The organism is Methylobacterium nigriterrae (genome assembly GCF_037106235.1).
GTDB classification, from domain to species: Bacteria; Pseudomonadota; Alphaproteobacteria; order Rhizobiales; family Beijerinckiaceae; genus Methylobacterium; species Methylobacterium nigriterrae.
Genome location: NZ_JBAWTG010000024.1, coordinates 36,433 through 62,648 on the forward strand (window position 1 = coordinate 36,433; position 26,216 = coordinate 62,648).

26 protein-coding genes and 1 pseudogene are annotated in these 26,216 nt (G+C 65.2%); 8 read left to right on the plus strand and 19 right to left on the minus strand.

Features of this window, described 5'->3' with window-relative positions; translation table 11 throughout:
* Nucleotides 1-61: 61 nt before the first annotated feature.
* The 10 genes and pseudogenes from WDW90_RS14670 to WDW90_RS14710 form a co-directional block, all read right to left on the minus strand.
* The gene (locus WDW90_RS14670) at nucleotides 62-499 is read right to left on the minus strand and encodes a Ros/MucR family transcriptional regulator (protein WP_336488137.1); all 438 of its coding nucleotides are present in this window, start codon (nucleotides 497-499) and stop codon (nucleotides 62-64) included.
* Nucleotides 500-1,152: 653 nt separating this feature from the next.
* Entirely contained in the window at nucleotides 1,153-1,338 is a 186-nt protein-coding gene (locus tag WDW90_RS14675) for a hypothetical protein (protein ID WP_336488138.1), read from the minus strand.
* A gap of 121 nt (nucleotides 1,339-1,459) precedes the next feature.
* Nucleotides 1,460-1,663, minus strand: a complete 204-nt coding sequence (locus tag WDW90_RS14680; protein ID WP_431311041.1) for a hypothetical protein — start codon at nucleotides 1,661-1,663, stop codon at nucleotides 1,460-1,462.
* A gap of 522 nt (nucleotides 1,664-2,185) precedes the next feature.
* The gene (locus WDW90_RS14685) at nucleotides 2,186-2,803 is read right to left on the minus strand and encodes an RES family NAD+ phosphorylase (RefSeq protein WP_336488139.1); all 618 of its coding nucleotides are present in this window, start codon (nucleotides 2,801-2,803) and stop codon (nucleotides 2,186-2,188) included.
* Nucleotides 2,800-3,519, minus strand: coding sequence for an antitoxin Xre/MbcA/ParS-like domain-containing protein (locus WDW90_RS14690; protein ID WP_336488140.1), 720 nt, complete (start codon nucleotides 3,517-3,519; stop codon nucleotides 2,800-2,802). Before WDW90_RS14690 ends, WDW90_RS14685 begins: the two co-directional genes overlap by 4 nt.
* 82 nt (nucleotides 3,520-3,601) lie before the next feature.
* On the minus strand, nucleotides 3,602-4,087 hold the full coding sequence (locus tag WDW90_RS14695; protein WP_336488141.1) for a hypothetical protein: 486 nt from the start codon (nucleotides 4,085-4,087) through the stop codon (nucleotides 3,602-3,604).
* Between the two features lies 1 nt (nucleotide 4,088).
* On the minus strand, nucleotides 4,089-4,769 hold the full coding sequence (locus WDW90_RS14700) for a hypothetical protein (RefSeq protein WP_336488142.1): 681 nt from the start codon (nucleotides 4,767-4,769) through the stop codon (nucleotides 4,089-4,091).
* Between the two features lie 318 nt (nucleotides 4,770-5,087).
* Nucleotides 5,088-5,312 (minus strand): annotated as a pseudogene (locus tag WDW90_RS40710) (HNH endonuclease); the annotation flags it as partial.
* Complete coding sequence (locus tag WDW90_RS14705) at nucleotides 5,293-5,529, minus strand: hypothetical protein (protein WP_336488143.1); 237 nt, start codon at nucleotides 5,527-5,529, stop codon at nucleotides 5,293-5,295. The pseudogene WDW90_RS40710 and the gene WDW90_RS14705, both read right to left, overlap by 20 nt.
* Nucleotides 5,530-5,607: 78 nt before the next feature.
* On the minus strand, nucleotides 5,608-6,165 hold the full coding sequence (locus WDW90_RS14710; protein ID WP_336488144.1) for a hypothetical protein: 558 nt from the start codon (nucleotides 6,163-6,165) through the stop codon (nucleotides 5,608-5,610).
* Between the two features lie 88 nt (nucleotides 6,166-6,253).
* Between WDW90_RS14710 and WDW90_RS14715 the strand changes: the two genes are divergently transcribed.
* The 3 genes from WDW90_RS14715 to WDW90_RS14725 all read left to right on the plus strand — a co-directional run bounded on the left by WDW90_RS14715 (nucleotide 6,254) and on the right by WDW90_RS14725 (nucleotide 10,466).
* Complete coding sequence (locus WDW90_RS14715; RefSeq protein ID WP_336488145.1) at nucleotides 6,254-6,508, plus strand: helix-turn-helix transcriptional regulator; 255 nt, start codon at nucleotides 6,254-6,256, stop codon at nucleotides 6,506-6,508.
* A gap of 1,057 nt (nucleotides 6,509-7,565) precedes the next feature.
* Nucleotides 7,566-8,867 (plus strand): MFS transporter, encoded by a 1,302-nt coding sequence (locus WDW90_RS14720; RefSeq protein WP_336488146.1) that lies wholly within the window; start codon nucleotides 7,566-7,568, stop codon nucleotides 8,865-8,867.
* Nucleotides 8,868-9,632: 765 nt separating this feature from the next.
* On the plus strand, nucleotides 9,633-10,466 hold the full coding sequence (locus WDW90_RS14725) for a class I SAM-dependent methyltransferase (RefSeq protein ID WP_336488147.1): 834 nt from the start codon (nucleotides 9,633-9,635) through the stop codon (nucleotides 10,464-10,466).
* Nucleotides 10,467-10,518: 52 nt separating this feature from the next.
* On the opposite strand, the gene WDW90_RS14730 is transcribed toward WDW90_RS14725, so the two are convergent.
* From WDW90_RS14730 to WDW90_RS14765, 8 genes are all read right to left on the minus strand, one after another.
* Nucleotides 10,519-10,827 carry a hypothetical protein gene (locus WDW90_RS14730; protein WP_336488148.1) on the minus strand — a complete coding sequence of 103 codons (309 nt, stop codon included), beginning with the start codon at nucleotides 10,825-10,827 and terminating at the stop codon, nucleotides 10,519-10,521.
* 100 nt (nucleotides 10,828-10,927) lie between these two features.
* Nucleotides 10,928-12,856 carry a glycosyltransferase family 2 protein gene (locus tag WDW90_RS14735; protein WP_336488149.1) on the minus strand — a complete coding sequence of 643 codons (1,929 nt, stop codon included), beginning with the start codon at nucleotides 12,854-12,856 and terminating at the stop codon, nucleotides 10,928-10,930.
* An 83-nt stretch (nucleotides 12,857-12,939) separates the two neighbouring features.
* The gene (locus WDW90_RS14740) at nucleotides 12,940-14,151 is read right to left on the minus strand and encodes a DUF6212 domain-containing protein (RefSeq protein WP_336488150.1); all 1,212 of its coding nucleotides are present in this window, start codon (nucleotides 14,149-14,151) and stop codon (nucleotides 12,940-12,942) included.
* 380 nt (nucleotides 14,152-14,531) lie between these two features.
* Nucleotides 14,532-15,200 carry an AAA family ATPase gene (locus WDW90_RS14745; protein ID WP_336488151.1) on the minus strand — a complete coding sequence of 223 codons (669 nt, stop codon included), beginning with the start codon at nucleotides 15,198-15,200 and terminating at the stop codon, nucleotides 14,532-14,534.
* Nucleotides 15,201-15,363: 163 nt separating this feature from the next.
* Nucleotides 15,364-15,783 (minus strand): hypothetical protein, encoded by a 420-nt coding sequence (locus WDW90_RS14750; protein WP_336488152.1) that lies wholly within the window; start codon nucleotides 15,781-15,783, stop codon nucleotides 15,364-15,366.
* A gap of 398 nt (nucleotides 15,784-16,181) precedes the next feature.
* Complete coding sequence (locus tag WDW90_RS14755) at nucleotides 16,182-17,687, minus strand: DUF4214 domain-containing protein (protein WP_336488153.1); 1,506 nt, start codon at nucleotides 17,685-17,687, stop codon at nucleotides 16,182-16,184.
* A gap of 213 nt (nucleotides 17,688-17,900) precedes the next feature.
* Nucleotides 17,901-18,689 (minus strand): SapC family protein, encoded by a 789-nt coding sequence (locus WDW90_RS14760; RefSeq protein ID WP_336488154.1) that lies wholly within the window; start codon nucleotides 18,687-18,689, stop codon nucleotides 17,901-17,903.
* Nucleotides 18,686-19,444, minus strand: coding sequence for a SapC family protein (locus tag WDW90_RS14765; RefSeq protein ID WP_336488155.1), 759 nt, complete (start codon nucleotides 19,442-19,444; stop codon nucleotides 18,686-18,688). The genes WDW90_RS14760 and WDW90_RS14765 overlap by 4 nt, the downstream gene beginning before the upstream one ends.
* A gap of 303 nt (nucleotides 19,445-19,747) precedes the next feature.
* Between WDW90_RS14765 and WDW90_RS14770 the strand changes: the two genes are divergently transcribed.
* The 5 genes from WDW90_RS14770 (at nucleotide 19,748) to WDW90_RS14790 (ending at nucleotide 24,735) form a co-directional block, all read left to right on the plus strand.
* Complete coding sequence (locus WDW90_RS14770; protein WP_336488156.1) at nucleotides 19,748-20,635, plus strand: hypothetical protein; 888 nt, start codon at nucleotides 19,748-19,750, stop codon at nucleotides 20,633-20,635.
* A gap of 28 nt (nucleotides 20,636-20,663) precedes the next feature.
* Nucleotides 20,664-22,439 (plus strand): DUF4214 domain-containing protein, encoded by a 1,776-nt coding sequence (locus tag WDW90_RS14775; protein WP_336488157.1) that lies wholly within the window; start codon nucleotides 20,664-20,666, stop codon nucleotides 22,437-22,439.
* 253 nt (nucleotides 22,440-22,692) lie between these two features.
* Nucleotides 22,693-23,274, plus strand: coding sequence for a class I SAM-dependent methyltransferase (locus WDW90_RS14780; protein ID WP_336488158.1), 582 nt, complete (start codon nucleotides 22,693-22,695; stop codon nucleotides 23,272-23,274).
* A 16-nt stretch (nucleotides 23,275-23,290) separates the two neighbouring features.
* Nucleotides 23,291-24,481, plus strand: a complete 1,191-nt coding sequence (locus WDW90_RS14785; RefSeq protein ID WP_336488159.1) for a glycosyltransferase — start codon at nucleotides 23,291-23,293, stop codon at nucleotides 24,479-24,481.
* 83 nt (nucleotides 24,482-24,564) lie between these two features.
* A complete protein-coding gene (locus WDW90_RS14790) occupies nucleotides 24,565-24,735 on the plus strand; it encodes a hypothetical protein (RefSeq protein WP_336488160.1) in 171 nt (56 codons plus the stop codon).
* Between the two features lie 671 nt (nucleotides 24,736-25,406).
* On the opposite strand, the gene WDW90_RS14795 is transcribed toward WDW90_RS14790, so the two are convergent.
* The gene (locus WDW90_RS14795) at nucleotides 25,407-26,117 is read right to left on the minus strand and encodes a ParA family protein (RefSeq protein ID WP_336488161.1); all 711 of its coding nucleotides are present in this window, start codon (nucleotides 26,115-26,117) and stop codon (nucleotides 25,407-25,409) included.
* Between the last annotated feature and the right edge of the window lie 99 nt (nucleotides 26,118-26,216).

The following is a 26,216-nucleotide window of genomic DNA, read 5'->3' on the forward strand; positions in this document are numbered from 1 at the left end:
GGGCAGCGATGCCCTGTTGGTTGCAGCTAAGGCAGCCGGCGGGACTTGGTCTGCAGGGCGCCTACGCGCTGGCCTCAGCGGTTCTTGCTTGGCCGCGGCGCCCCAGACCCGTGGCTCCAGCGATCTTGGAGCGCTGAGCAGCGTAGTTGGCGGCTACCATCGGGTAGTCCCGGGGCAGGCCATAGCGCTCGCGATAGCTATCTGCGTCCAGCCCGTGCTTCTTGAGGTGGCGCTTGAGCATCTTGTAGGGCTTACTGTCGACGAAGCTGATCAGCGCATCCGGCGTGACCGACTTGCGGATCTGCGCAGCTGTCGGCTTCTCAACGTCGGGCTCGGTTGAGACTGGCCCGTTCGCCATTCCGTTCAAGGTTGCATGAACACTGGCGATCAGCCAGGGCAGATCGGAAACTGGAATAGAGTTGTTCGAGACGTAAGCCGAGACGACCCCGACGGCAAGTTCGATGTGATTGCCTTGAGCAGGCTGTTCAGCGTCGGCCATACCAATCCTCCTACATGAGGGGCAATTCCGACAAGAAAATCCACTCAAGCACCGCATGTTCCTCATCTGGATCAGGTGCGCGGAGTCACCTGCCGCACTTGCATCGACTCAGAACGCCGCACGCAATTGCAAATTTGGCGGCCCATTCGCATTGTCTTGGTCACATAGACGGATTTAGTCCGAGATTCTTACATGATCCCGCTAGTTCTGGTGGCCCTGATTGGCGCACCTGTTACTGCTGCGCTGATGTGGTCGCACGGTGTAACAGACGCTGTACTCGCAGCCCCATTCAGCGGAAGCCTCGCGGCACTTGGTGTAGCGATCCTGCTCGGCTGGAACCGTAGTGCGAGCCAGCCGCCTCAAGCCTTCTCCTACGCTCGCGTGGGCGGGAATTTCGGGGCGGAGTGGCACGCGTCCACGCACGGCTAAGCCAAGGCGAGGCCAGCATCATCACGCACGGGGAGCCCCGGTCGCTCAGGCGGTCCGGGGCTTCTCACTGTATGGCAAGCTTTCCAGCCATGAAGTCTGCGCCGGCCGCACCCGCAGCGTACGAGTCGCCGGCTCTCGGGTGTTTGCCGCCACCTGCCGAGTGGGCGAGGCCGCCCTGTCTCAGAGACGGCCTTCGCAAGCAGGCAGGTCAGCAATGGCGGACTTCAGGGGGCGGGTTGCGCCACCGTGGTCGCTCGCAGTCGCTGCGTCTGGCGGACCCGTTCTGATGCACGCAGGAAGGCCGCGTAGTTTTGGGCGTCGTCGGGACTGAGGCCGACGACAATCACCTTGTTGCCGCGGATGACCGCATGGGTGCCGTCGCGGGATGGCTGCACGGTGACCTTCTGCATGGCGCCCCTCCCTAGGGGTTGCGCCCGCCGAGTCCAATTCGTGCTCGCAAGCGCCTTGCGCCTCTAACGCAAGCACTCGTCCTACGCTCCGTCATAGATCAAGAAGCCAGTGGATAGCCGCTCAGTGACCGCCGTTGAGGCGGCCGCCGCGAGCGAGGCCAAAGAGACGCTGCAGAGCAGTCTCAACGAAATCAAGGAGCTTGGCGTCTCTCCAGCGCGGCTTGAGCTGCCCGCCATCCAGCCAGCTTGGCCGGTTGTCCTCGACCAAGAGAATGAGTTTGCCGCGCCACGTCTTGCGGAACCAGAAGCGACCGGTCAGCGCCATAGGGCACCTGCAGAGCGAACTGTCACGCTTTCAACAGCCGCGCTTGCAAGGTGTTCCGTGCTGCCAGCGTACCGTCCGTCTGAGTGCGCCTCTGGCGATAGCGCTCGCCGATTGGGCGTTATGGAACGAGCGCTGTTTGTTGCAAACGAGCGTTCGGTCAGCCAAGCGTGTGATCCAGAGTGCGGTTTGGACGCCGATTGGCGTGTTAAGTGCCTGATCCAAAAGGAAGTGGCTGGGTCCCTTTTGGGGTTCATCCGCACTTTCGGTGCAGGCGGTAGAGACCTCATGACCGCCAAGGCCCTGCTGGGGCATTCTTTTTTGCGCTGGCTCGGCGTCCGAGCGATCACCGCCTCATCGGCGTCCGAGGGGCAAATTTCGCAGTAAATCGAAGATCTTACTCTGCGGTGCTGACCGTAGCCTGCACCGAAAGCGCGGATGAACCCCTTTTGGATGCTGATTACACTCCGAGGAACCGATACACCGATATGCCGACGATCATCGGAGGGCCTGGTTCGTGAAATGTTAAGCTTCCGAGGTTTCAGAGCTCATGTTGCCGGTCCCATAGGCACGCCTGATCGTGATTCCGAGCCGCTGCACCTCGGTATAGAGGGCGTCCAAGCGGACGATTTCGGTGGGCGTGCTGCCCGCGAGACGGGCGAATGCCCGGTCGTAAATCGCGACGCACTTGCCCGTCGTCAGGCGAGAGTTGAACAGGATCCCATCGAAATCCGTCTCGGCGTGCAGGGCCTCCGAGAACGTCTGACCCTTGCTGTGTGCCCGAGAGCGGCTGGTATCTGTATCGATGCCGAGCTCGTAGGCACCACCGTTGGTCAGATCGAGCAGCTTCAGTCCGGCCGTCGAGCCGATGTTCGTGGCCATGAGGGCTTCGAGCTGCGGCCGGTAGAGGAAGCGCAACTGCTTGCCCTCCATGCGGTCTCGCACAACGGCTTCGCTGAAGGCGGTAGGGAAGTCCTCCGCGGCGTAGAGAACGCGGAAGCTGCGGCTCGGGCTTGAGAAGCGACTCGACCCGAAGCCTGCACCTGCAGGCGTCTTCTTGTGGGCTGACGGGATGATCCTCGGCCATGCGCCGAGGGTCACCAGAGTTGTGCGAGACTGAAGCCGCCGGAGTGGGATCCTCACGCGAAGTCTAGCGCGCCTTCTGCGGCCCGTGCGACCTCGTCCACCTTCCCGCGCCGGAGCCGCTCCAACGGAGGCTTTCCACTAGTGTGCGGGTTACCCGTCACGAGCCAAGCCCAGGCGTCCTCAGGCGTCGCGAAGTGCTCTAGGACAGGCTTGATGCCTTCCACCGGGCTGAAGCCCACGAATTGCGCTGCCGGATAGATGTAATTCCTCGGCCCTTTCCTGAGGGCGATTGCCATTCCCTGTTTCCGCCAACTGTCGAGAGTGGTGCGAGACACCTCGAGCCGCTTCGCCATCACGCCGGGCCGGAGCAGGTCCGATTTCGCCCAATCCGCGGAGGTGTCGTCCACCGTCATCGCATCTAGGCGCTTCAGTCCCTCCTCGTGGGAGAGCACCGTGCCCATACCGGCCCCGCCGAGGAAACGAGAAGGTGTCTCCTGCTCCGCCTCTCGGGCCTCAGGAGCCCGTTGGCGATGCCTGTGATGCGTGGCCGCCCCTGACCTAGAGCCGGGTTCCAAGACGCGCACCGTGATGACGCCGCTCCTGCCCCGCTTCCTCGCCCGGACCTTGAGCTCGAGGGCGTCATCCAAGCCCTGAAGCTCGTCCAGAGTGAGAATTCCGAATTTACGCGTGATCCGGTCCTGCAGCCTGTGGCGCGTGTCCTTAGCAGGCTTCGGACGGGCAGGCGTTCGCTGGTTCTGCGCTGCGCTGGCCATGGCTCACTCCTACGCTACAGATGGCCAGTCTGTCCAACTTGTCCAGTATGTAAGGAGGCATTTTGGCGGCCGTCTGCGCGGTTCACTCGGGTGCCCTTCCCTGAGCGCGGCACTGTGTGTGGGCGGCGAGTTGCTCGAATCGCCGAATCGCGGACTTGCGGCGGGAGAAGGCGCGGCGCTCGTAGCGCTCCAGGCGCTCGAGCCCGTGGAGCAGGTTGAGTGCGCCGGTGGCGAGAACCGATGAGGCGTCGACGCTGGCTTCTCCGTCCGGATTCGGAGCGCTGTCCCGCATCAGAGCGTGCTTGACGGTGAGGACGCGCCGGAGGTGAAACTGCGTCTCGGCAATGGTGCGAGCCGCTTCCCGGATGGCCGGATCTGTGCCGAGATCACCCGCGATCAGCGCCACGAAGTGCTCGACTTCCGGTGCGGCATCAGAAGCGGCCTCCGTGGCCGCCAAGCCGTGTTTGCCGGCGTTCTGGCCCGAGCGCGCCTTGCCGGCCATTGTGCGCGGGCCGGTGCTGGCACGGGCATTCCGGCGATTGGCCGTAATGGCGCGGTCGGAAGTCATGTCAGGTGCGGCTCTGCGCAGCGACAACCGCCTCGGTCGCCGGCGGCTCAACGTCGATCACGTCCGCGGCCGCAGCGCGCAGGTGCCGGCCGAGGCCCGCCCGCTTGCGCTCGACCTCGCGCAGGAGCGCGTCGCGGCGGTGATCGGCGGAGGCGATCATCCGCTCGATCCGCTCGATCTCGGCGAGCTTCAACCGGAAGGCCTGCGCGGTGACATCCGTGACGGTCAGCCCCCGCGCCCGAAGGAGGTCCAGCAGCGCGTTCGCGTCGTCCGCCCCGCCGTTCAGCCATCCGAGCGCGAGGGCCTCGGCTTCGCGGCGGTGCTCGAAATCCGGCGTAAAGGCGTTCTGGTTCTGGGCCTCGAGGATGGGCATCACCAGCGTTGTGGCCGCCTCAAAGCGCGCTTGGGTCAGGAGCTGCACCCGCCAGCCGCGGAGCCGCTTGGCCTCCCAGATCAGGTCGACGATGTCCTTGACCCAGATTGCCTCGATCACATCCGCAGGCTTCACCTGCGTGACGACGGTGCGGAGGAGCGTGTCGTACTGGCGGGAATCCTCACCCGGGAGAAGCGGGCGCTCCTCGAACAGGAAATCGAGATGGCGCGGGAGCGCGGGCCGGATCTCGCCCGAGGCAGCGGATGCGTGATGGTCCTGGACAGGCGCGGCGGTCTCGGCGGCGTTCATAGACGTAGATCCGGCAGCTTCTGCTCTCGATCCGTTCTCGGCGCCCGAAGGCAACGGCCGAGTTCCGAAGGGGGGCCGTGCGCACGTGGCACTGCCGCCCTCTGCGATTCGGGCAGTGGTAAAGGGACTAGGATCGCCCTGAGACCTTCGCCATGGCTGGGGAGCGTCGCCGCGCAACACGACCGTGCCGTTGAGCTTGCGTTTGAGGGCGGTTGAGCGGGAGCCAGGAAGCGGGCGAGCTGCCACCGTAGCCCCGAGGTGACGGGCCTTCTGTCGTTTGGCCAGGGCGGTGCGGGCGTGGTCGTCCCGGGTCTTTTCTCGGCCGCAGGCCTCGTGCGCTGGGCCCATGTTGGTGAGCTCATCGGCTCCGCCGAGTTCGAGCGCGCGGATGTGCTCAACGATCCAGCGCTCGCGGACGCCATCGATGGGCTCCTCGCAAATGACGCAGGTGCCCCCGGTGCGCTCCCAGGCCTGGAGCCGGCGCTTCGCCGAGAGCGAGCCGCGGGGCGTGGTGCCGACGTCCTCAGGGGTGACGAAGGGCATGGCGGTGCTTGGGCTTGGGATGCGAGCGGTCGGCGAGTAGCTTGAGTGCGCGGTAAGACAAGGCCTCCCAGTCGCAGAGGAGCTGTTCGTAGCGCTCGATGAGGGCCTTCAGCTCGGCGTCGTCGTCTCGGGCGACGAGCTTCACCTGAAGGCCCAGGGAGGCGACGGTCGGGCGTGCGGGATCAGCCGCGCGCATGCGCGGGCGCTTCTCGGGCATGGTGTGTGCCTTGTGGGATAGGGGAGGGGAGGGACTATGAGCGGAGCGTGGGTCTCGCTCCTGCCACCGGCCTTCGGTTTAGCGCGGGGCCGGGAACGTGCTGAGAACCGTAGCGGGGCGGAAACGGGCCGGTTCTTCCAAAGCGTCAGAGCGGTGCAGCTTCGGGCTCTGCTTCGTGTGGCCCTTCGGGAAGCGTGGCGGCGACGCGCGATCCGGCCCCGTGTGCCGCTCGTACCCGTCTGCTCCGCTTGTTGAGCGGGCGGCTAGGAGGGGAGGGGCTGTCTTCGCTCGTTGCGCGTTGTGCTGCTCCTGGTACTGCGCGAAGCGGCGGGCCTCTTTTGCGGCTTGCCAGGTTCCTCTGAGGGCGGCGGAGAGGCAGATGTTCCAGGGCTCGCCTGTGACGGTGCGGCGGGCCTTCGCTGAGATGATCGCGGCCGACATAATGGCGCGGCGGTCATAGCCGCTCGAGTCGGCCAGCGGGCGAGTGTGCGCTGAGGCGAGGGCGCGTTTGGCGGCGATCTTCGCAAAGATCTCGCGGCGGCTGTAGGCACGGCGCTCTTCCGGAGCAATGGTAATGCGGTCTGCACGAAGATCGCGTAAGGCAGCAGACCACGAGAGAGAGCGGCGATGGGTCATCTAAGGCGTCCATCCAGGATAAGGTTGCCATAAAAGTGTAACCTGGCCTCCCTTGAAGTCAACCAAAAAAGTGTAAGGTTTTACAAAAATGGCAATCACGCGGGATCAGTGCCGCGCCGCGCGTGCCCTTCTGGAATGGACTCAAGACCGGCTGGCTGACGCGTCGTCGATTTCGAAGAAAACGCTGGTCGACTTTGAAGCGGGCAGACGCACACCATACGACCGCACCATTGCTGACATCAGACGCTCCCTTGAGGCAGCAGGAATCGAGTTCATCCCCGAGAATGGGGGAGGAGCCGGTGTCCGGTTTCGAGCGAGACGAGATGCCAAGACGGAGAGCTGATTGAGCCGCTCCATAGGAAGGTCAGGACTGCGAAGGCTTCCTGTTCTCGTGGGGCGGCGTGCCGGTCGTTCGAAGGGGCGCTGACCCCTTTGACTCTGCCAACGCGGCATCGAAGGCGCGGATTGCGAACTTGCGACGGGAGAGGGCGCGCCGCTCGTAGCGGTCGAGGGCTGCCAGTTCTTTAGCAAGGTCGGCCAGCAGTCGGGCCTCACGTGCTTCGCCGGATTTGGGGCCTCGGTTCAAGTCAGCCTGCGCCTGCCCGCGGACGAGCTCCGCGTGCAGGCTCGGGTACGAGCCGCGGACAGTCCCAGAGCACAACCAAGTGGAGCGGATCTGGCTCGATCTGCGCGAGCACTTCCTATTGCAGGGTGTGCTCGGCGGCTACCACGCCATCGTTGCTGTCTGCTGCGGAGCTTGGAACGCATTCATGCCGGCGCGCCTCAGTTCTAATCGCCTGTTTCATACCGCTGAGCGGTGCGAGGCCGAGGAAAAGCGGAACGCGTCAGGGCGCATGCGCGCCGGTATATGGAGCCAAACAGGAAATATACTTGCAGGAAACTCGGCCTGCTCGCATAATTTCTCATACAAGGAGGGGCGCAGATCCACCATGATGATGAAGCTCTCCGGCCTAGATTCCGGACGAGAGTAATCTTTAGCCGCCAGCCTAAGAAGCCTTTGCCCACTCCTCAAATAGACCATGCGTCGCGTGAGTCTCTATTCCTGGCACTCCAATTCCCGCACCGGCAGGGGAACATGCAGTTCTAGCGCAAAGATCCGGACTTGAATCTGACGAGAAACCTCAACAAAGCAACCGCACAACCATAAGAGCAGCTTCTGTAAATTTGGAACCGACCCATCAACTCTCAAGGATTTAGGGGTTCGACGGTGCGAGCGACGTTATCTCGGGCGAGAGAGGCTCTTGAAATGCAACCTGTGGAGCAATGCCATGGAAATTGCTGGTAATCCTCCGATCCAAGGCGGGGTTGGGTTTAGCCCAGCGCACCCGGGGGCCGAAGCCGCTACGTCGAACATCGCGGGCCGGCTGGAACGCCTGCCGATGACAGCCTATCAGCGCAAGATCTTCGCCATCATCGCCTCGGCTTGGCTCGTCGATCAGGTTGACGTCGCGCTCCTCACGTTCCTGCTCGGCTCAATCGTGGTCGCCTTCGATCTCACCCCGACGCAGGCAGGCCAACTCGCCGCGATGACGTTCGCAGGACAGCTGGCCGGCAACATCCTGGCTGGCACCGCCTCCGATCGGTTCGGACGCAAGATGGTCTTCCAAGTCACGATGATCGTCTGGGGCTTGGCCAGCCTCGCGGCGGCCGCGGCCTGGAGCCTCACCGCCCTGATGGTCTGTCGCTTCCTGATCGGCGTGGGTGTCGGCGGCGAGGCGCCCGTCGCGCAGGCGATGGTGTCGGAGATCGTGCCCGCTAATGTGCGCGGCAAGTACATCGCCTTCATGGAGGGCTTCTGGGCGATCGGCTATGTCCTGTCCGGAGCCATCAGCTACTTCATCCTGCCCTATCTCGGTTGGCGCTGGGCCTTCGTCGTTGTCGGACTGCTCTCCGGCGTCGTGCTCCTCGTGCGCCGCGCCATGCCAGAATCGCCGCGCTGGCTTGCCGATCACGGCCGCCACGCGGAGGCTGATGCTGTCATGACGATGATGGAAGCCGAGGTGATGCGCCGCAGCGGAAAACCTTTGCCGCCGGTGCCACACCTCGCTGCCGCAGCGATACCCACGCCGCACCAGAACCCGATCGCGACGTTGTTCTCGCCCGAGTACCGGCTGCGGACCGTGATGGCCTTCGGAATGTGGTTCTTCGCGCTGATCGGCTTCTTCGGGATCAACTCGTGGATTGCCGTGCTCCTCAAGGAGAAGGGCTTCTCCATCGTGGGGTCGGTCGGCTTCGTCACCCTGATCACGATCGGCGGCATCCCAGGCTTCTTCACAGCTGCGCTGTCTCTGGAGAAGATCGGCCGCAAGGTGACGACGGCGGCTTTCCTGATCTGCTCGGCGGTTGCGGCCTACTTCTATGGCAACGCCGTCGACCAGACGACGCTGTTCATCACCGGGTTCATCATGCAGTTCTTTATGTTCGGCATGTGGAGCTGCCTCTACGCCTACACGCCGGAACTCTACCCGACTCGGGCTCGCTCGACGGGGGCAGGCTTTGCCTCGGCCTTCGGGCGGATCGGGGCGATCCTCGGGCCGATGATCGTGCCGGTTCTGGTGCAGAACTATGGACCGGCCGTCGCTTTCCAGGTCGGCGCGGGCGGCTTCCTGATCGCCGCCATGCTCGTCGTGACCCTCGGCGTCGAGACACGCGGAATGGTCCTCGAGAACGTCTCGCACTGAGCCTCGAAAGCCTGGCGCGTGGTCTCTATCACGCGCCGGTATCTGGGAAACAACGGGGATTTTCTTGTGTCAGAACCTATGGTGGACATGCGCGGCCGCCCGTCCTTTCTGCATCCATTCTTCGGAGCAGACCCGGGGACGCCCTGACCTGACCGGGATTTTGAACCGAGCCGAGGTCGCGGCCCGCTCAGCGGGACAGGCTACAGATAAGGAGATCTCCGAGATGAGGACGATCGTACTCCTGTTTGCAGCTGGCTCGCTCGGGCTCGCCCCGGCTGCATGGGCAGCGGAAAGCGGCACACCGGCAGCAGATCCCGAGAATGATCGTCCGAGCGCAGGACATGTCACGAACTCGCCTGGGCCGAAGGATGCGAAGGGCACCCCTGGCGCAAGCCTCGAGACAGGCGCCAGCCGGACGGAAAAGTCTGACAGCGCAAAGCCAGGCGAAGCCGGCTCGACCGGACCTCGAAAGTAGCGGCAGAAACACTGACTGTTGATGGTGCTTCCGAGATCGGCGAGGCTGCGCCCAGCTTCGGCGCGCAGAATTGCCGGAAAGCTGCTATAGTGGTCATTTCCTTCACTCTGTCCTTGCCGTCGAAGGTGCGGTTGCCGACCGTGGTTGGAGGGGACTTTTGCCTCTCCTTAGTTGCCGGCACAGCCTTCGGCTCGCATTGACAGGTTCGGTTGGATCGAGAGCCAGGCACAGCATCTCCGTCCTCAATTTGGTCTTTCTGATGAGGTCCACCTTGTATCGGAGGGGTCATCATGTCCGACAAACTCAGGGACTACGCTCTCGGCCATGCCGAGCGGGAGTTGGTCCGCTTGAGCTTGCAGGATCAGTTGCTGGCGCCGTTCACCCGATCCGTGTTCTCGGCGGCCGGTATCGGTCCAGGCACGCGCGTTATTGATCTCGGGTGCGGCGGCGGGGATGTCAGCCTATTGTTGGCGGAAATGGTCGGCCTCACCGGACAAGTGCTCGCCGTCGACGGCGCGCCCGAGGCGCTGGCAGCCACAAAGGCGCGCTTCGAGCGAGCCGGCCTATCGCAGATCGATCTCGCCCAGCGCGACCTGTCAGATCCAGAAAGTCTTGATCTGCCACAAGGGTTCGACGCGGCGGTCGGGCGCTTGGTGCTGCATTACGTGCCCGAACGTGCGGCCCTCATCCGCCGCTTGACCGAAGTGGTGCGGCCCGGCGGAGTACTCGCCTTCGTCGAGATGGATATCTCCGTCAACGGCGGGGCCGATCCGTCGCCTCTCGCCATGCGGATGCTCGACTGGATGCTGAAGACGTTCCAGCGAGGTGGGTTCGAGCCGGATACCGGCTCACAGCTGTTCGCGCTGTTCAGGGGAGCCGGGCTCCAAGCTGAGCTGATGGCCACCTCGATCGTGGGCGGAGGCGCAGATAGCCCCGTAGCCCTGATGATCGTCGAAGTCATTCGCAGTCTGGCGCCCCGGATTATCGCTGCCGGAGTTGCCACAGCCGAGGAGATCGACGTCGACACCCTTGCGGAGCGTCTGCGGAGTGAGCCGGGTGCGGCCGGCCGATCCTTCTACTTGCCCCGTCTAACCGCCGCTTGGGCGCATACATCGGCAACTTGATGCGCTGTTGCCCTGTCTACCAGGGGACGGCGCGGGGCGCGTCACCTGGGGCTCACTGCCTTGGTTCCGCCAAAGCAGCATCGAGGGCGCGAACGGCGAACTTGCGACGGGAGAGGGCCCGCCGCTCGTAGCGGTCGAGGGCCGCCAATTCTTTGGCGAGATTGGCAAGGATGTTCGCTTCGCGTTCCTCGGCGGAGAGGGGGCTGCGAACAAAGCCGAGCTGCGCCAACCCTCGGAGGAACTCGGCGCGCAGGCCTGGATTGGCGTCGATATAGGGCAGGACGCTCTCCAGGATCTTGGCCTGGCGAGCGTCCTCCCGGTTGTTGCTCGATGTGTTTGGATCCTGCAGGGACCGGCTCAAGAGTTGCTGGCGGGCACGGCGCACCCGGGTGAGGTCGACTTGTGCTGGGCGGGTCCTGGCTGCGCGATCCGCTACGCTGTCGGCAAACTCGATTAGCGAGCTAGGGTCTTTTCGTGACGGGTGGTCTGCGCCCGAGACCAGGAAGCACCTCGATTTTCGAAGTCGGGTAGCCGTGTCCCGTCAACCAGCGCGCGTCATCGTCGGTGGTGACGAGCAAATTGTCAGTCGCGTGTTCGAAGGCCAAGATAAGCCGGTTTTCGCTGCGCTTCCATCCAGTTGATGGCTGGAGGACGATCGTCCGCGTCCCATGGGCGCGCCACTCGGCGAGCAGCGGGAACAATCGTGGGACCGTGACGATGATCGTGTCAAAGCCTGCCAGGACTCCGCGAACCTGTTGCCAGGGCCTGTCGTTCGGCGGCGGGAGATCGAATGCCTGACCTAAGAAGCGGAAGCCGTGTTGCCCGCTCTGAGGCAGCGTTAAAAAATCGAGGCTGTGCACACGCCGCAACACCGACGCGTCGGGATTGTTGGAGTTCCCGACAGCCACAAGGTGTAGTTGCACATGCTCCATCGCCTGGCCACAGGCGAGCGCTTCCGCGGCGGAGACCACTTCGTCCGGATCGTGCTCGGTTACGAGACAATACGTCGGGATCGCGTTCTCCCGCACCACGTTCGAAAGTGGTGCGCCGCCGATCTCGGAGCGTAACGTCTCGACGAGCTCGCGACTGTCCGGAAGGGTGATGGTTTGCCAGTGCCAGCGCGCAGGCTTTTCCCAACCTTCTCGCTCACTCCGGCAGTTCTGGAATGTCTTCTGAACCGAAGTCGCGGCAGAGGCCGGACGATCGTCGACGCTGGCCAAGTCGGCCGGAAGCGTGAGCCCGACGCGCGGCATGTTCTTGAGCAGAGCATCAAATTCCGCTGCGCGTGCTGCCGAATCCGCTATAGATTGCGCGAACAAGGGGGTTTGAATCAGGATCGCTGCGGGTGCGTCTTCGCGCGATACAGCCTCGTCAAACGCCATGTTCGCGCCGACGGAAAGCCACAGCCCTGCCAGACCGCCTCCCGCATCAGCAGCGGCCTCGAGACGCCAAAGCGCCCCCTGAATGAGCTTGGCGGTGACCAGAATGGACATGGCGCTTGGAGTGAGCCAGAGCAGGTACGGAGGCAATCCCGTTCGCTCCGGTTCGACGAGCGCCCGCCACAAGTATTCCGTAAAGGCAGGCCGCGCTGCTTGAGTGACGGCGCCCATCGGATCGGTGAAGTAGGTGAGACTTTCTTCGCCAATGCATGCATAGCGAGGATGATGGCTCTGCTCGAACGCCAGCATCCCTCGCGCGGTATACAGGACGGGATGACGGCGTCGCAGTTCACCAACGAGAGCCTGGCGCTGACGCGCCGCAACCCTGACCATGCTCTCCGGTCTGTAACGGTAGTCGAGACCCATCTCGGGCAAATAAGTGCCGTGAAACCCGCGAGCGAAAGCCTGTAGCCAGAACTCCCAGTCCTCGAAGCCCGCACGCAGGGTTTCGTCGTAGCGCAGGCCCGCATCGAATACGCGTCGATGAATGAGCGAGCTCGCCTCCATGAAGCTGCCGGCCAATAGGATGTGCAAGGGCGAGGCTGGTACCGCGACATGGCCGGACCAAGTCATGCCGAACTTGTTCAGCTGCGGATAGACCCAGCTGATGTCCGGGTGGGCTGCGAGGACTGCGAAGCCGCGCTCGACGCTTCTCGGCGTCAGCCGATTGTCGGCATCGAGCATGTAAAAGGCCTGAAGCTCCGGCCAGACGCTCAGCGCATAGGTGACGCCAGCGTTTCGCGCTGCACTCAAACCGCGATTCCGGGTTCGGACGTAGCGGACGCACGGGTTTGCCAGAGCGAGAGCCAAGCCGAGTGACTGGGTCTCAGGCATTGGGCAGCCGTCGTCGACGATGACAACGCGGCAGTCGATGGACGGGGTCTGCCCGAGCGCGGAGGTCACGGCTTCCGCAAGGAATTGTGGCTGCTTGTAGACCGGGATGACGATCACGACGGTGGGGCGATCCGGCGGGATCGGCGAGACAGGCCGACGTCGATCGACGGAACCGTGCCGGGGGCGCGCGGTCAGGGCGCTCATGTGTAGACGCGAAACTTGGTGAAGACGGCCCAGGTTCGATCTGTGCTCGACTCGTCGAGCGCCCGGACCGCGATCCGGAAATCCTGAGGCTCCGCGGCCGTGTGCGGCAGCAGGATCGAGATCTCGTCTGTCCGTTCGGTGGAGAGCATCAGGCGCTGAACGCGTTGCTCTGCCTCGGATGCGGCAGCCTCTGACCGCGATGCAGCTTCGGTCCTGAGCTCGACTTCGAGGCAGCTCGGCACCGCGGCGTGCACCGTTGCCTGCAGGATCAAGCCGAGACTGCCTGGCGGGAAGATGTCCGGGATGACCGCCTGCGCACCCGAGCAACAGAGGACCGCCTCGACCTCGGGCAAGTACAGCACGCGCGGCGTGGGCGACGCCTGCGAGCCTTCGTCGCGATCCTCCCCAGCGCGGGCGAGCACATCCGTTGGCACGGCACGGAGTGCGTGGGGCGCAGCTGGCTGGGCCTGCGCGCCGAGCGGCAGCAGCGTCGCCGGATCGTGTGGCGGCGTCGTTCCCGGCAAGGCCGCGTAAGCGCGGAAGGCCAGCGCGTGCGGGCCGACACTGAGACCGGTTTCCGCTTCGCACACCTGCGCGGCGACAAGAGGCTGATAGCCACTCAGGCCGAGTGTTCCGCACACGGCTTTCGTGGAGGCAGATTCGACGATGAGCGCGAGCGATCGGGCAAGACCGGCATAGGCGCGTGGCAGACCGAGCCGGATCCAGCCGTTACGATCAGGCGGGGGAACGTGCCACTCGGCTAGCACGGATCCCTCTTCGATGAGGACCAGGGCGACGCGCAAGGGTGAGTGGCGCTTGGGCGCGGCTGCGCAGGCGAGATCGATCGCGGCAAACCCCGTGCTGGCGACGGGGAGGAGCTGCCGCAGCGGCACGCCGGGGGTCAGCTCGATCTGCGTCTCGTAATCGGGTTCAGCCGTCGAGAAGGTGCAGGCCAGATGGGCAAGGCCAACATCGCCGATGAAGCGATCGAGATCAGCCCGCACGCTTGTCAGGGTCTCGACCTCGGCCCGAAGAGCAGCGACGTGCTGCGCGTGCTGGCTGGCCGCACGAGCGAGCGCTTCCGTGTGAGCGAGTAGGGACCCCAACAACGCGCGCTCGACGGGGGCCGCTTGCGGCACATCGAGGAAATGAATTTCTGGAACCGTGTCCGTCCCTTGCTGCCGTAGCCAGTTTTGCGCGTCCTGCATCAGGGCTGCCGACCGGCGTGTCGCAAGGAGCCCCAGGCAGGGCCGTGGCGCGAACGGCATCAATGCCGCTGCCCCCTCAGAGCCGCGGCAGATTAAGCCGGCCGCATCAACCCGCAGAACCTCGACGACATCGATGGCCTCTGGCAAGCCAGGACGGTGCGCTTCGGCGTCGGATGCGATGAGGATAGAGGCCGCCTGCGCGGTCCGCAGCCGCTCGCGGGTCGGGATGTTCCCCGGGGCGCCAGGTGGCGAGAGAGTGAATTCCGGTGACCCGATACCCTTGGACCCCACAGGGTCTTCACCGTCGTGACGCGAGGCTCGAGCCGCTCTCGCTGTCGTCCGTGGCTCGGAGGTGGCCTCGCGGGGGCGGTAACGCTTGCTCATGCTGACCCGGATTGCCTTTGGGGGAAACGGGTCTGGAACGCGTCCATGATCCGGCGCCAGAGGGCGAGACATTCCTGGTTCGTCGCGCCGGACCAGTCGCTCTCGCTCGGCACCCGTCCCGCTGCCAGGTCGTAACTGATGGCGCGGCGCTGCGTGAGTTGTCCCTCCCAGAGCGCCGCGCCCAAGTCGCCGAGATCGGCGCGCAGATTCTGAAGGTCCGGGGCTTGATGTCCACGGCGCGACGTGGGCACAGCGGTCGGCACGACGAGGAACGGCTTACCTGCCGCACGCACGGCCTCGACGGTCTCTCGCACGGCCCAGCGGTCGGTCGTGTCGCACCGCGTGGGAATGGCGACGATATCGGCGGCAGCGAGGGCGGAAGCCGTCATCGCCGTCTGGCCCGCCGCCGTGTCGATGATGCAGAAGTCCATGGCGATGGTGCGCTCACGGGCGTGGGCGATGAGAAGTTCGAGCTCCTCGACCGTCTTCGCAGCCACGGTCATCGGCCAGGGGGCGGTCCGCCGGGATGCCCAGGCCATGGCTGTGTGCTGTCCCTGGTCGGTGTCAATCAGGAGAGAGCGCAACTGGGCATGCGCGAACAGGGCCGCGAGCAGAATGCTGAGTGTGCTTTTGCCCGCGCCGCCCTTGCGGGCCGCCACCGTCACGATGTGCATGCGCGGTTGCCGGGATAGGCGGCGACTGCGGAGCCGCGGCGCGGCTCAACCTTGCTCGCCCGCGCAGTCTCACCCAATGCACGCAGTTCGAGCGGCGCCATTTCGGTGGTTGCGTGGGGCGCCATCCTCGCTCGGGCTGCCGGACGGTGATGCATCAGGACGGTGCCGCGCCGGCGGCGGCCCGGCGCGCGTCGATCCGGCGCGCGAGCGTGGCCTTCGCGTTCTCGGAAATCTCACCGTCCGTCTTGCTCAAGGCTCCGCAAACGGCGTCGGCCCTTTCGCGGTCGTCGGGCAGATGGCCGTCCGTCTCCAAGATGATCTTGCGCCACGCACAGCTGATGATCTCGGAGCGTGGAAGCGGCGGGCATCCATCGACATAGCAGGCGGCCAATTTCCGTTGGCTGTAGATGTCGCCCGAGATCGCATTCGTCACCAGGGCTGAGGCATCGTCCTCGTCGCGTCGTGCCTGGAACGCGTGATGAATGATGTAGCCCGTGCCAACGACCGAGATCAAAGCAGCGCAGATCGCGAGGACGTTGATCAAACCATTCGCGAACTTGCCGTCGAATTTCATGCGCTGAGAACCGGGGGAGCGTCGCGGTGCGAAGGAGTTGACTGCGCTCGACAGATCTTCCGCCCCGTTCGAGACCTGTGCGTGCGCCGACCTCTTCTGCCTTGATGCTGTTGGGTTCGCAAGCGCCCGAGCAGCCTTCCCAGCAAAGCCGGCGGGTGCGGCCGACGGCTTCTGGACAGCCCCCGGGTGCGGGAGGGCAGGGCGGTCTGCCAAGATCACCGGATCAAACGACTCCGTCGTGGGGATCCGACATCGCCGCATGGGGGCTGAGATCGGGAGCTGTTTCCCATCATCCCGGGCACAAGGCTCGCTTTGGCCGCGAGCGTGGAGAAGCCGGCGGCCTGCGCTACAGTCAATTTAACGAATCCGTCGTCCAGATCGATCGGACCAGGCGGCCCTCATGCGAGGTGCCAGCCGAGTTCGATCTCGCTCACATGGTACATCCGAGCCTCGGTGCTCTCAGCGATGGCAAGCGCGACGGCTGCACGTGAGGCGCCGTGCTCGAATTGGTTTGTCCAATATGTCAGACCCGCGGCTTCCAGATGCCGCCCTAAGGCATTCTCGTAGATCATGTCCACGTACTGCGCGTTGGTCAGGCTTCCTGTCTTCGCCTGTACTTCGGGCGCGGTCAGAAAGGCTTGAGCCACCGCGTCGAGGGACGCCCCCTGTTTCACCTGGTTGGTCCAGCTGCTGAGGCCAACCGCGTCGGGTGCGCGATCCAAGACGGCGTAGTAGAGGCGTGCCACGTTCGCGGTGTTCGCGTCGGGCACGAAGACGCCCGCGTTGAGCGCACTCTGAATGTTGACCACATGCTCGGGCGAGAAGGCGAAGCCGAGCGACACATCGGCCCGAGAGGCACCTTGAGCGAGTTGACCGGTCCAGTAGCTCAGGCCGGCCGCGTCCGAGTGCCGATGCAGGGTCGCGCCGTAGAGCTGCTCGACGAAGGCCGCGTTGTCGAGCGCGCCGGCCCGGGCCTGGCCCTCCGGCGAGGCGAGAAAGGCCTGCGCCAGATCGCGGACTGTGGCGCCGGACTGGAGGCTCGCCGTCCAGCCCTCTAGGCCGAGGGGATCGGGTGCCCGCCCGAGCAGCGCGTCATAGAGCGTGAAGACCTGACCACCCGGACTCGCGGCATCGTGGACAATGGTTCCGAACGGTGCTGCGCTCCGGAAGACCGCTGGCACGCCGAGATCCTGCAGCATCGCGAGGTCGAGTGGTGAGATCGCACGAGACTGTCCTGCTGGTATCCCTGTTCCCCCGAGAAGATCGTGGCTGGCTGCGTCCGCGCTGCTGTTGCCAACGTGGTAATATTGCTCGCCGTTCTTCACTGTCGTGACGGGAACGGTACCGCCATAGACGGCTTGGGCATGCGCGCCGGTGAAGACAGCGCTTCCGTCCGGGCGCACGCTGACGAGTTGATCCCACGTCGATTCCGTGGTGGCGGCAAGCGCGCCGGTGCTCGAGTCACGGCTTCCGGCGATCCCGAAGCCATGCGCGATTTCGTGGGTGAGCACCGTGATCGCGTCGTAGCGGCCCGCCGGGACCATCGAGGGCAGAGAGGGGTCGGGGTTGAGATAGAAGCTGCTCGTCAGCATGGCACTGTTGACATCGATGGTGATGTCGGGCGCGCTTCCGTTCGGATCGACGCCGCTGATGAGTTCGGCAACGACGCCGCTCTGGACGACCGAGCGCGTGCCGTCGGTGCCAGCGAACGCCATGGTTCCAGGCCCGCATTGCGCGAGAACCCCAGCACCGAGAGATATGACATTGACCGCGACGTCGACGGACCCTTTGCCGTCGATGTACTGAGACCAGGCATTGAGCGCAGCCTGAACATTGCTTACGAGCAGTGCATCTTGTGAGCGCTGCTGCGGGTCGTTCAGCGTGACCGTGTAGGTGAAAGACATGCTTCGCACTCGCCTCGGAAGACCCGCCTGACGTCTCTCGTATCGCCAAGCCTGTCATTTCGGATGTCCGGCGACGTACAGTGCTGACGTGGCGCCGATGCGGCCTAGAATCGGATCAGCGTGTGGTTCGTTCGCGCCTCCGGGCAGGGGAGGCGTGAGGCCCATGCACGCGCCGACCTATCGGCAAGGACCGGTGTCCACGGCCTCCACGTGTCAGAACATCACCTTCTCGTTCATATCGAGCCAATCGAGCTCCGCCGGGGCAGCGGGCGGCACGTAGAGCGGCGCCGTGACGGCCGGACGGGTCTCGGGCTTCGGGCGCGAGGCGGGCAGGGTGACCTGAGCGGGAGCGACCCGCGGCAGGAACGCGCTGGAGAAGGCGGCCGCGATGGCGAGCTCGACCGCGCGCGGACTGCGGGCGTACCACTCCGCGGTCTTCGCACCCATGATCTCGGCGGCTCGATGCGCGGCGATGAAGGCGAGTTCGGGCCCCGTGCTGCCTTGCGGCGCCGGACGCATCTGCCCCACGCCGCCTTCGACCAGCGCGCTGGCGGCCGCTTCCAGCTCGGCGCGGCCGGCTTCGACCCGCTGAAGCTGCCGCTCGACGTCCTGCGCCTCCGGCGTCAGGGTCTGACCGTCCTGGGTGAAGGCGTAGGTGCCCGAGACGCCGACGAAGTCCGGGTCGAGCAGGACGCTGATCGCATCCGCCTCGGGCAGGAAGGGACGGACCCGCAGCCAGAACGGGACGTAACTGCCGATCCAGCGGCCCTGCTCGTCGATGAAGCGGTTGGCCTGCCCAGTCACGTCACCGAGATAGGCGACGGGGCGCCACGCGCCGGTGTCGGATTCAAACGCGACGGGATACTCACGCGCCGCCCGGAGGATCTCCGTGTGGATGAGCGGAACGGTAAGCCGCTGGCGCGCGAAGCTGAACGCCGTCGGGAAGCTCCAGCGGAGGTTTTGCAGGCGGTCAGGCCGCAGGGGAACGCGCGGGTGGCTCACGGCCTCGGCGCTCCCTGGGGCATGGAGGATCCCGACGCGGAGCCGCCGGCTTCGGCCCGCAGGCCACGCTCAGCGCGATGGCGGTCGACGAGCCTCTGCAAATTAAAGAGCGAGAGATCGTGGAGGGTGACGAGTTCGGCGAGCGGAAAGCCGTGATCGGTGACGAGCGCGGGAAGCGCCTCGCGCCGCGCCGCCGGCGGCGCGAGCACGCACAAGCCGTCGATCTCGACGCCCTCGTCCCCGATCCGCAGCCGCAGTGGCCAGTCGACCAGCAGGCCGCGCTCCGCCATGGCGCGCGTGTAGGCGGCCGTGCGGGCAGAATCGCCGGCGTAGACCTCCAGGAGACTGATTCGGCGCGTCGCGGCCGGAGAGAGGGCGCCATTCTCAAGGAAAACCGGTGCGCCGGCAGTGTCGGCACTTGTCTCGGTGTCCTCGATCAGGACCGCGCCCTGGGAATCGTTCGCATCTGCAAAAACAACCGAGAACGGATAAGCTTCCAACAACAGCGGCCTGGGCAGGCCCCGCTCTAAATCTCGCCGCAATGTCAGGTCATGGGGCGCGGATAACGAGATGAGCGCGACGAGCTCGAAAGCTTCACCGACGCGACGCCAGACCAAAGGGTAATGATGCGCGAGCGATTGTGCCTCAACGGCAACGATCGGCAGAAGCTGCACGTGGCCGAGGGCTGGATACTCAGTTAACTCGTAGAGACGAGCAGGGTCGTTTTGTTGAAGCGGGCGAACCGATCGGTTCATCGGGGCTAATCACCTCGGTACAGAGTCGTACCGTATTTCGGGGCGGGATCTCCTCTTAGCACGATCAGTGTTGCTCTGGGGCCGCGCCTTAAGGTTAATTTGCGAGCGGCCGCGACGCTCGGTAGTTCCCCCCGCGGAATCCTCAACAAAACCTTTCCAAGCCGGCTCGAATGCCCTTGACGCGGTGCGGCGTACAGTGGAATAGAAACGTACAGTTAAGTGCGGATTAAAAACCGCCAGGACGAGGGGGTCTTTCCGGTGAACAGCGTCGCTCCGACGCGCGGACAAGTGTCCGTGCGAACGATGGAGGTCGTCCGCGGCATGTTTGCGCTGCGGTATTCAGCAACGGCGGTGGCCGGCGTTGCTCCGCGCGTGGTCGTCTCTGTTGATCCGGACCACGCCCAGGACGTGAAGATGCTGTTCAGCCCCGGTGCCACTGCGGGAATTCTTCGGCAGCCCGGTGATCTCTGTGTCGTGACGGCCGAGCGCGAGGCGACGGTCCTGCTCACGATTCTAGGGCAGGGCAGTGATCGGCCCGAGGCCGTCACCCTGGAGCTTGATCGTCTCGATCGCGAGATTCCGGCTCTGGGCCGGAGAGCCTCGCGCGCGGCGCTCGCTGCCCCCGAAGCGCCTGCGGCGCGGAACGGGGCGGCTGCTGATCGCGCCGTGCCGCTTCGTATCGCGGGGCATGTTCAGAACCGGGGCGACGTCTTCGTCACGAGCGGCGAGTGGTTGGGCGACCCGAACGGCTCGGCCCGGATCGAGGGGTTCTCGGTTCAGTGGCCGCGCCGGCCCGCCAACGTCGACATCTCTTACGGATGCGCGCTGCTGGGGCTCGGGCGCATGCCTGACGTCGTCGCCGGTGAGTATGTCGGCACCCGCATGCAGGCGCGCGGGGTGAATGGGGTCAGCTTCAGCCTGATCGGGCAGGAAGCCGACGCTTACGCACTGATCGTCGAGGCCCGCTTCAGCGACGGCACGCATTTCGGGCCGGCCCTGGCGCCGGTCGATCTGAGGGGGGCGACGGGGCGCGAGCACCTCGTCGCACTACGCCTGCAGCTTTCCGAAGTGAAGGCGCGGGGACAGCGGCCGGCCGCGCCGCGTGCAGCGGTCGCGGCGCCGCGATCTGAGAACGCCGCGCGCAAGCCGGCACGCATCTTCCGGGCGCCGCGCTCTGCGGCCGCCATCTGATTAGAGTTTAGAGGGGCAGGGGGAACAAATGGCCGACGCGTACAGCGCACCGGTAAGTCAGATCCTGGACAACATTGCCAAGAACCACGGCAATCCGTCGTCGACAGGTGGTCTGCAGAAGGCGCTCGAGAATGTTCTCTCGAAGCTGCCGAAGGGCCAAGACGACACTTCTTCGGTGCAGGTCCAGAATGTCACGTCGGGTGAGATCTCGACGGCGCCGGTCGTGAACGTCGATACCTCGCAGGGCTTCAACGTTCAGAATGTGAGCCAGTCGAGCATCATCAACCTGACGGGCGGCGGCTCGGCCACCGGCACGGCGAACAGCAGCCAGGATCAGGTCGTCATCATCGGTGACGGTACCAAGGCGCAGGTTGGCCTGACCGGTGACGGCGGCGCGACGGTCCAGGCCGGCTCCGGTGACTCGAGCGTCACGCTGGGCAAGACCGGGGATTCGAGCGTCATCGGCGGTACCGGCGATCTTACCGTCAACGGCATGGGGTCGGGGAAGGTCGCGGTCGATCTCACCGCGACGACCAACGCGACGGTGTCGGCCGGCGGTGGTGACGACAGCGTCACCCTCGGCCAGGGCAGCTACAACCTCAATCTCGGTTCGGGCCACAACACCGTTACGACCCAGGCGCACACCTCGTCGGGCTCGAGCAACCGGCCGGCTGCCGTGGCGGCCAATTCCCATGACGGCTACCAGGTCAGCGTCGATGGCTCCAACCGCATCGTGCTCGACGACGGCCAAGGTCATGTCTCGACGCTCGCGAACGTCAACGTCGTGCAGTTCAGCAACGGCTCGACCTTCGTGAAGGCGTCGACGGCGGACGAGGCCGTCATCGCCCGCATGTACGAGGCAGTCCTGAACCGCACGGCGGATTCCGCCGGCATCTATGGCTGGTGGGACGCCTACAACAGCGGCCAGCTCTCGCTGAAGCAGGTTGCCGACTCGTTCCTCGGCTCAGCCGAGGCGCAGACGCACGGCTTCGGGCCGAGCATGGACACGACGAGCTTCCTGACGAACCTCTACCAAAACCTCCTGGGTCGCTCGCCCGACACCGCAGGTCTGGCGTACTGGAGCAACGCGCTGAACTCGGGCGCCATGTCCCGGGCCGACGTCCTGATCGGACTGACCGCGTCCACTGAGGGCGCGACGACGAATAGCGACAGCGTCCTGTTCTCGACCGTGTCCGGCGCTGGTCAGGACCACACGCCGCACAACTTCGACGTCATCCCGGACGGCTCGCAGACCGTCTCCGGTGGCGCCGGCTTCGACGTCGTCAATTTCGGTGGCAACAAGGCCGAGTTCACGACGAGCCTCGACGTCGACCGCGTCACGGTCTTCAATGCCCAGACCGCCTCGACGACCACGATGGACCACGTCGACTACGTCAAGTTCGGCGACGGCAGCGTGCTCATCAATGCGGCGAATGCCGACCAGGCCGTTATCGCCCGGATGTACGATGCGCTCCTGAACCGCTCCGCGGACTCGGCTGGTCTCCAGTACTGGTGGAATCAGAACGAGAGCGGGACGAGCCTGCACGACATCGCGCACTCGTTCCTCAACAGCCCCGAGTTCCAGGCGAGTTCGAGCAATCTGTCGAACACCGCCTTCATCGACCAGCTCTACCACAACATGTTCGGCCGATCGGCGGAGCAGGGGGGCCTCGATTACTGGAACGACCAGCTCACGAAGGGCCTGTCGCGCGAGGATCTGGTGGTCAACATCGCGAAGTCCCTCGAGGCGGGCCAGGATACGGCCGACTCGATCAAGATCATCGACCACACCCACACCTACTAAGATCGCCGAAGAGGCGGAGAGGGGGGCCGGGCGTATTGCCCGGCCTTTTTCACTTGGGGAGGCTGGTGAGGCCTCAGCCTCGTCGGCTGGCTCCATCGAGCGCACGCTCGGTTGGGGCAGTCTGTGCTATCTGCCCCGAATCGGCCTCACCGGCATGAAACGGGGTGGTGGCTGCCAGTACGCTTGAACGGAAGGATGCACGCGGTTGGCCGGGGGACACGCTGCCCAAACCTTTGCGCCGTCGACCCGCACCGTGCTCCACGTCGGGTGCGGAATCTACGCGCCCGAGAAGCTGCATCCGGCCTTCCGCGACGGGTCCTGGCGCGAGGTGCGCATGGATCTCGACCCGCGGGTGAAGCCCGACATCGTCGGGTCGATCACGGACCTGTCGGCCTTCCGGGACGGGACGGTCGAGGCGCTGTGGTCGTCACACAATGTCGAGCACTTGCAGGATCATGAGGTGCCACTGGCCCTCAGGGAATTCCGGCGGGTCCTCAAGGGTGATGGCTTCGCGCTGATCACGACGCCGGACATCGAATCGGTGGCAAAACTCGTGGTCGAGGGAAAACTTGACGCGACCGCCTACGTCTCGCCGGCCGGCCCCATCACCGCGCTCGACATGATCTTCGGGCACCGCGCCTCGATCCAGGCCGGCAACCACTTCATGGAGCACAAGACGGCGTTCACGGCCGAGCGGCTGGGACGGCTTCTCCTGGAGGCCGGATTCCCGAAGGTGGTCATGCGGCGCGGCACGAATTTCGACCTCTGGGCGGTGGCCCTCATGCCGGATGCCGCGCCCCCGGAGGCCTATCTCGGCACCGTGCGGCAGCAGTAGCGGCGGCTACTCGCCCGTGCGCGTTCTCCTCGTTCACCAGAGTTTTCCCTCTCAGCTGATCGCCGTCCTCGAAGCGCTGGAGCAGCAGGGCGACGTCGAGCTCGCCGGGATCGGAATGAACGCCTACGCCCGGAAAGGCCTGCGGTACCGGCAGTACAGCCCGGCACCGGTCCAGCCGACGGGTGACATCGTCATCGACGATCTGGCGTCGAAGGCCACGGTGGCGTCGGGGGCTGCGGCCGCGGCCCGAGCTCTGAGCTACGACGGGTTTGTGCCCGACATCATCATCGCGCATCCGGGCTGGGGCGAGGCGCTCTACTTAAAAGATCTGTTCCCGCGGGCAAAGCTCGTCTGCTACTGCGAGTATTACTATCTGCGCTCGGGCGGTGAGGTGGATTTCGACCCTGAGTTTCCGCCGGCCTCGCCCGAGATCCTGCACCGGATGCGGGCGCGAAACGCCATCACGCTGGCGAGTCTCGACGACGCGGAGGTGTGCGTCTCGCCGACACCGTGGCAGCGCTCGACCTTCCCGGAGCTGATTCGGCCGAAGATCGAGGTTATTCACGAGGGGATTGTCGTCCCGGCGGAGGTGCCGAGTGGCAACGGTGCTTTGGAACAGGCCGGAGAGGGGCTGATAGTCACTTACGCGGCGCGGCACCTGGAGCCGCACCGGGGGTTTCACACCTTCATGCGGGCCCTGCCGCGGCTCCTCAAGGAGAACGCCAAGGTTCAGGTCCGCGTGATCGGCGCGGAGAGGGGTGGCTACGGGGCGCCCCCGTCCGATGGGCGCACCTGGAAGGAGGTGCTGCTAGCGGAAGTCGGCGGATCGCTCGACCTGTCGCGTGTGCAGTTTCTGGGTACGGTCGAGCGGCAGCGCTATCTCGACCTGCTGCGGCGCTCGGCCCTGCACGTCTACTTGACGTACCCGTTTGTCCTGTCGTGGTCGGCCCTTGAGGTGCTGGCACTGGGTGGCGCGATGGTCGCATCGGACACCGCGCCGGTGCGGGACTTTGTAGAGAGCGGCGACGGGGCCGAGCTCGTCGACTTCTTCGATCCGCGGGGGCTGTCGGCCCGATTGAAACAACTCCTCGCCCGTCCCGCTGCCCGCGCTCGGCTGAGTCAGCGCGCCCGTGAGATCGTCGTCGAGCGGAAGCTCACGCGGGAAGACGGCCGAACGGGCTGGCTGCGACTGATGTCGTCCCTCTGAGAGGGGAGGGCAGACGACGCGTCCTGAATCCGGTGAGGCTCGTCTGAAGCGGGCCGATGTGACGGCCCGGACGGATTGCTGAGATGGCCGATGGCGCCCGATGTTGCGGGCGCAAACAGGCTTTGAAGTTCTCGAATAGCCGGCTTGAGCACGAGCGCCGTGAAAATTTCTCGCGTATTGTGGCGATCGACGCGGCCCGCGTTGTTATGGTTAATGCGGCCTTAACCTTTCGGGTAGAGCATCGCATCAGTTGATGCAGTCCTACGGATTGCGATGCGGCCGTTGTGCTCAGTCGCTCTCGTGGCAGCAAAGATTTCGGCGGCCCCACGGGGTCAGCTGTCCAGTCGACCGGTGCTTGTCGGCTGACTTCCCGAACAGGACCACGGGCAAGTCTCTTGGCCGAACCGCGGTTATTTGCGCAGCGCTCCTGTCCCTGAGCGGTTGCATCCACCCGCCCCGCGCGCCGGTCCAGTCGGCATTTGGCCCGCAGACCGAGGAGGTCGCGGGCGATCCCAAGGCGGCGTTCGCCTTTCACACGGACAGGGAATCGCGAGCCAGCGGCCCGCGCGTCGGCGTAGACCCCATTCGAACCCTTGAGCGGGTGGCCGCTGCCCGGCTGAAGTGGCAGGCTGAGCCACCGGCCGATTATTCCGTGGCCGAGCAACCCTCCGGGCAGAGCAGGGGCGGGCCTGTGGTTTCTGCAAAGCTCATGGATCCCCTCACGACGGGCGCTCTCCGGGGTAAAGTCGGCTATGACGCCGAGGCCGTGATCAGTCGCCTCTTGGACGAGGGCACGAGGGCTGCTCGGCCCATCTGCCTGCATTGCTGACCGGCTTCGGGTCGGGAGGAGCCGGCAAACCGGCAACTCCGGCCGGTCGGTGCGGGTGCGCCCGGAAGTCCGCGGCCGTCGGACGCGTAGACCGAATCAAGCGGCTTGGTTTGCTAAGCTTCTGAAGATCGGGGAGGTCAGAAAGCTCTGTCGACTTCTCGGCAGCGCCGAGGCTTGCCTTGAAAGCGCACCCATAATTCGGCGCCAGAGCTCCAGACACTCCGTGTTCGTCGGTCCCGCCCAATTCGTCTCGCTCGGGACGCGGCCGGCGGCCAGATCGTAGCTGATCCCGCGTCGTTCGGTCAGTTGTCCCTCCCAGACTGCGCCGGCGATGTCCGACAATTCCTCGCGCAGGAGCCGGACGTCATCGGCCTCGCGTCCCCGGCGCAGAGCGGGAGCCGCCGTCGGCACGACGAGGAAAGGTTTGCCGGACGCGCGGACGTCATCGACCGTCGATCGCACCGCCCAGCGGTCCGTGGCCCCGCACCGGGTCGGCACGACGACGACGTCCGCCAGTGCGGTGGCCGCTTCGCCGACCTCCGTGAGGCCGGCCGGCGTGTCGATGATGCAGAACTGGACCATGCGTTCGCGGGCGCGGGAGACGATCAGGTCGAGCTCGCGAGTGTCCCCGAGGGTGACGACGACCGGCCACTCGGAGGGGCGATGCGCGGCCCAGGCTTGCGCGGTGTGCTGGCCGGCGTCCGTGTCGATCAGCAGGGCGCGCAAGCCCGTGTGCGCGAACATGGAGGCGAGCAAGATGCTGAGCGTGCTCTTGCCGGCACCGCCTTTGCGGGCGGCCACTGTCACGATGTGCATGGTCAATCGCCGCTCCAATACTGAGAGTGGGCCAGCGTTCGAAGATTACCTACGGATTTGGCTGCTATCGCCACCCCCGTTAGGCCTCGC